Origin of the sequence: Ruminococcus sp. (genome assembly GCF_017650195.1) — a bacterium.
Classification (GTDB): Bacteria; Bacillota; Clostridia; order Oscillospirales; family Ruminococcaceae; genus Ruminococcus.
In genome coordinates, this window is the sequence record NZ_JAGCFH010000144.1 from 1 (window position 1) to 4,993 (window position 4,993).

5 protein-coding genes are annotated in these 4,993 nt (G+C 41.1%); 2 read left to right on the top strand and 3 right to left on the bottom strand.

Annotation, left to right across the window (positions count from 1 at the left end):
* Positions 1-45 precede the first annotated feature (45 nt).
* Both J6U00_RS06655 and rpsO read right to left on the bottom strand, forming a co-directional pair.
* The gene (locus J6U00_RS06655) at positions 46-2,160 is read right to left on the bottom strand and encodes a polyribonucleotide nucleotidyltransferase (protein ID WP_296580387.1); all 2,115 of its coding nucleotides are present in this window, start codon (positions 2,158-2,160) and stop codon (positions 46-48) included.
* 167 nt (positions 2,161-2,327) lie between these two features.
* On the bottom strand, positions 2,328-2,594 hold the full coding sequence (gene rpsO, locus J6U00_RS06660; protein ID WP_294750319.1) for a 30S ribosomal protein S15: 267 nt from the start codon (positions 2,592-2,594) through the stop codon (positions 2,328-2,330).
* 287 nt (positions 2,595-2,881) lie between these two features.
* Between rpsO and J6U00_RS06665 the strand changes: the two genes are divergently transcribed.
* Together J6U00_RS06665 and J6U00_RS06670 are read left to right on the top strand one after the other, a co-directional pair.
* Positions 2,882-3,304, top strand: a complete 423-nt coding sequence (locus J6U00_RS06665) for a PH domain-containing protein (RefSeq protein ID WP_296580388.1) — start codon at positions 2,882-2,884, stop codon at positions 3,302-3,304.
* 20 nt (positions 3,305-3,324) lie between these two features.
* Entirely contained in the window at positions 3,325-4,389 is a 1,065-nt protein-coding gene (locus J6U00_RS06670; protein WP_296580389.1) for an FkbM family methyltransferase, read from the top strand.
* Positions 4,390-4,626: 237 nt separating this feature from the next.
* Here the strand turns inward: J6U00_RS06670 and J6U00_RS06675 are convergent.
* Positions 4,627-4,993 (bottom strand): hypothetical protein (locus J6U00_RS06675; protein WP_296580390.1); only part of this gene is annotated, 367 nt, incomplete at its 5' end.

The window sequence follows — 4,993 nt, forward strand, 5'->3', positions numbered from 1 at the left end:
AATAAATAAAGGCGGTCATTATGACCGCCTTTATTATTAAATATATCAGCCCTGTCTCTTGGCTTCAATCTCAGCAAGTGCGTCCTTGCGTGAGAGGTTGATTCTGCCCTGACGGTCGATCTCTGTAACCTTTACAACAATCTCGTCACCGATAGTAACAACATCCTCGACTTTTTCAACTCTCTGCTTATCAAGCTTTGATATGTGTACAAGTCCGTCCTTTCCAGGAGCAATTTCAACAAATGCACCGAAGTCCATGATTCTAACTACTTTGCCCTTGTAAATAGCGCCCACCTCGGGATCGTTAGCAATAGTGTGGATTATCTGGAGTGCCTTGTTTGCATTGTCAGCATCAACACCGCTGATAAATACATTTCCGTCGTCATTGATGTCGATTTTAACGTCACAATCAGCTGAAATCTTCTGGATGACCTTACCACCCTGACCGATAACTTCGCGTATCTTGTCTACAGGTATCTTTGTCTGGAGCATCTTAGGAGCATACTTATTTACAGTAGGTCTGCTTTCTGGAATAGCCTTAAGCATTATCTCGTCAAGGATATAGATACGAGCCTTTCGCGTCTTTTCAAATGCCTGTTTGATGATAGCAGGTGTAAGACCGTCTACCTTGATATCTACCTGTATAGCAGTGATACCCTTATGAGTACCGCCAACCTTGAAGTCCATATCGCCAAAGAAGTCTTCAAGACCCTGAATATCAACCATTGTCATGAAATCATCACTATCGGGAAGAGTGATAAGTCCGCAGGAGATACCTGCAACAGGAGCCTTTATCGGAACGCCTGCGTCCATGAGTGCGAGTGTTGAACCACAGATAGAGCCCTGTGAAGTAGAACCATTAGACGAAAGTACCTCAGATACAAGTCTTAGTGCATAAGGGAAATCCTCAACTGATGGGATAACTGGTGCAAGAGCTCTTTCAGCGAGAGCACCGTGACCTATCTCACGTCTTCCTGGACCTCTACTCGGCTTTGTCTCACCGACAGAATAGCTCGGGAAATTGTACTGGTGCATATATCTCTTCGAGTCCTCTTCATCGAGGCCGTCTATCTTCTGGCACTCACTTACAGGACCAAGTGTACAAACTGTAAGAACTTGTGTCTGACCTCTAGTGAAAAGACCTGAACCATGAACACGAGGGAGTATGCCTACCTCAGCGGCAAGAGGACGTATCTCGTCTATTCCGCGTCCGTCAACACGCTTGCCTTCATAAAGCCATGCACGAACAATCTTTTTCTGAAGCTTGTAGATACACTCATCTATCATAGGTATCTGTTCAGGATACTTTTCATCAAAGTTGGCGTGGATATCATCAACGATAGGAGCAAGTCTCTCGTCGCGGACGTTTTTATCATTTGTATCAAGAGCGACCTTAACACGGTCTGACGCAAATGCTTCGATAGCGTCGAACATATCGTGGTCAACTTCCATTGACTCAAAGGTGAATTTGGGCTTACCTATCTGTGAACGAATATCACTGATGAAAGCTACCATTTTCTTGATTTCTTCATGACCTTTAAGGATTGCGTCAAGCATTGTATCCTCAGGCACCTCATTAGCACCAGCCTCGATCATAACGATCTTTTCAGCTGTGCCTGCAACTGTAAGGTTAAGGTCTGTTTTAGTCCTCTGTTCGAGAGTAGGATTAAGAACTATCTCGCCGTCTACAAGACCTACGTTTATTCCTGCGATAGGACCGTTCCACGGAATATCCGAAATGGATATAGCCACAGAGGTTGCGATCATACCTGCAATTTCGGGTGAATTGTCTGGCTCTACTGCAAGTACAGTCATAACAACTGAAACATCGTTTCTCATGTCCTTCGGGAAAAGAGGACGGATAGGTCTGTCAACGCAACGCGAAGTAAGAATAGCCTTTTCAGAGGGCTTTCCCTCACGTTTTGTAAATGAACCTGGAATCCTACCAACAGAGTAAAGTCTTTCCTCGTAATCTACCGAAAGAGGGAAGAAATCGATACCCTCTCTTGGCTTTGCACTTGCTGTAACATTTGCCATTACGACTGTTTCGCCATACCTTACCCAGCATGAACCGTTGGAAAGTCCGCAGGTTTTTCCTGTCTCAACAATGAGAGGTCTGCCGGCGTAAGTTGTTTCAAAGGTTCTGTAATTTTCAAACATCTGATTTGCCTCCAATTTAAGATTTTTTTCATCAGAGGAGAGCTTTTAGAAGTTAGAGGTAAAAGCCGGAAAATACATTCAGACTCTTGCCTCTGACTTCTAATCCCTGTACTCTGATAGATGTAAAGGCAGAAGGGTATAAAACCCCGCTGCCTTCAAACACATGATTACTTACGGAGACCGAGCTTTTCTACGATAGCACGGTATCTGTTGATATCCTTCTTCTTAAGGTAAGCAAGAAGGTTACGTCTGTGACCAACCATCTTAAGAAGACCTCTTCTTGAGTGATGATCATTCTTGTGGCTCTTGAGGTGTTCTGTAAGGTCGTTGATTCTTCTTGTAAGAATAGCGATCTGAACCTCAGGTGAACCTGTGTCGTTTTCGTGTGTTCTGTTAGCCTCAATAACGGCTGTCTTTTCATCCTTCAATAACATTTGAAGCACCTCTAAATAAATATTCCGAAAACTCAGTATGGGGTGAAAGTCGAGGACAAGCCCCGAACCAAGTACACGGTGATAATATTATATCATATTATTATATATTTGTAAAGGCTTTTTTTGATTTTTATCGTATTTTTCTTGTGAAAAAAGTCAGCCGAACCGAAAAAACATGTATAATGTCAGCGCATCATGTTTTATTAAAGAATATAGTTGACTATTCAGACGTAATGTGTTAAAATAGATATAGAGTAATGCATGATAAACGGATTGGAGGATCAATAATGAAAAAAAATGCTTTTGATTATATATGGACAGACAAAAAACGTTCCATTTTCGGACTGCCTCTTACTTTTACTCGTTATTATCTTACTGAAACAAAATTTATCACCCGTACAGGTTTTCTAAATGTTGATGAAGATGAAATTGATCTGTACAAGATAACAGATAAAAAAGTCAAATATCCGTTCTTTCAGCGTATTGTAAACTGTGGAACGATAATTATATACAGCCGTGATGCTGATACTCCGTCCAAGGAAGTTCACTGTATAAAAAATGTCAGAAAGGTTTCTGATCTTATAGACAAATATCTTAACATTATGCGTGACAGGTATGGCATAAGAGGAAGAGATATGATGGGATATCACTCAGGTCACGATCATTTCGATGATTATGACGACGCCCATGAAGATGACGGAGATTATTGATTTCAGAGGTGATTTACTAAATGCTCTCGTTTATTACTGAAAAACAATCCAGCTGGGACAGACTAAAAGCTGAAGAACGCCCTATATTTATATATGGAATGGGTGACGGAGCATTAAAGATAATGTCTGTTTTCCGTGAAATGCACATAACTGTAGCAGGTATCTTTGCAAGTGATGATTTTGTACGAGGACATTCCTTTGAAGGGTACAGGGTGCATAAGCTCTCAGAGATAGAAGAAGCTGTTGATGATTTTGTAGTAGTGCTCGCATTTGCAGCAGGATATCAGGAAATAGTTGATAAGGTAAAGGAAATAGCTGCAAAGCACACACTGTATGTCCCTGATGTACCGGTTGTCGGTAGAGGTTTGTTCACTTATGAATACTGTGAAGAAAATGCCGAAAAGATACAGCAGGTATATGATAGCCTTGCAGACGATTATTCAAGAAAAGTATATGCAAATATAATTAATTTTAAAATAAGCGGCAGGATAGAATATCTTTCCGAGGTCACTACTACAAAAGCTGATATTTATAAAAAGATAATCAAGCCTACATTGAATGAGGTATATGTTGATCTTGGCGCATATAACGGTGATACAATAAAGGAGCTCCTTGAGTTTACTCATGGCAAGTATGTATCTATATATGCTCTTGAACCTGATAAAAAGAACTTCAAGAAGCTTGCTAAATTCATAGACGGTATGCCCCATGTTTACGCTTATAATTCTGCCGCATGGTGTATTGACAGTGAACTGCCATTTGCCTCAAAGGCAGGTCGACAGTCATCAATAAGTGCTGAGTCAGAAAACGTTGTTGGAGCACTTTCCGTAGACAGTATCCTTGCAAAACGTCCTGCAACAATTATTAAAATGGATGTTGAAGGTTTTGAGCGCGAAGCTATATGGGGTTCATCTATAACAATAGCTCACTATGCTCCAAAGCTTATGGTATCACTTTACCACAGGAACGAGGATATATTCGAACTGCCTATTCTGATAAAGAAATTAAATCCATCATATAAGCTTTACATAAGACATCAGCTTTATATTCCAGCTTGGGAAACAAATCTTTACGCAACAGTATAAAAATAAAGGGGCTGTAAAAAAACAGCCCTCAAAAACAAACACGGTTACCTCTTCAAGTAAAATTTGAAGGGGTAACCGCTTTTTTCATGATAATTGTTGAAAACTACTCAAATTCCCCATAAACAGGGTATATTGATGCCCGCTGCGGCAGCTACCTCCTCATCAAGATAGGTCAGCTGCTCCAGCATGCAGAGTTCTGCGTCAGATAATTGTATCATCGCGAATCATTCTCCTTTATTAAGATTGTTTTGGTTTGGAAAGGTATTCCTCCAGCGTGTAATCTGTTCCGTCATCAAATACAGGAATCCATGGATGTGCCGAATCCGGATCATATTTCACATATTCCGCAAGGACATCTTCTTCATCAATCGTGAAAGAATAAAAACCGGTACTGTTCCCGTCTTTGTTTCGAAGCAACTCAGCGCCGCCTCTGTCCCATAGACTCTGATCCTCCGGGAATTCAGTCAGCACCTCAATCCTGTGACGCCCCGAAAGCTGATGCTCATTCAGGAATCTCACATAGTCAATGGTAAGGTCTTCGATGTTATTGATGCTGCACTGCTCTTCTGTAATAAAAATGCAATTGTCTGCGCCGTATTTCCAC